This is a genomic window from Streptomyces sp. P17, from assembly GCF_032436805.1.
Classification (GTDB): Bacteria; Actinomycetota; Actinomycetes; order Streptomycetales; family Streptomycetaceae; genus Streptomyces.
Genome location: NZ_JAVRBF010000716.1, coordinates 1 through 278, shown reverse-complemented (window position 1 = coordinate 278; position 278 = coordinate 1). Strand labels below are relative to the sequence as shown.

The window sequence follows — 278 nt, the reverse complement described above, 5'->3', positions numbered from 1 at the left end:
CTGATCGGCGCGCGGTTGACGTAGTTTGCGATCGGCCGGAGCAGCGTGTTCCCCGCCAGGACAAACGCTGCGACCAACAGTGCGCCGGCAAACTCACCCGCACCCGCGAATGTCCCTACAGCGGCCGACGCCCACAAGGTGGCCGCGGTGTTGATCCCGCGCACCTGGGCGCCCTCCTTCATGATCACGCCGGCGCCGAGGAAACCTATGCCCGATACAACGTAGGAAATGACCCGAACCGAGCCATCCGCGCCGCCAACTCGCATCCCGAGGTCGAC

The 278-nt window shown here is 66.2% G+C and carries 1 protein-coding gene; it reads right to left on the bottom strand.

The genetic code is table 11. The features are described from left to right. A partial coding sequence (locus tag RMT89_RS42705; RefSeq protein ID WP_315889146.1) for an MgtC/SapB family protein occupies nucleotides 1–278 on the bottom strand: 278 nt, incomplete at both ends.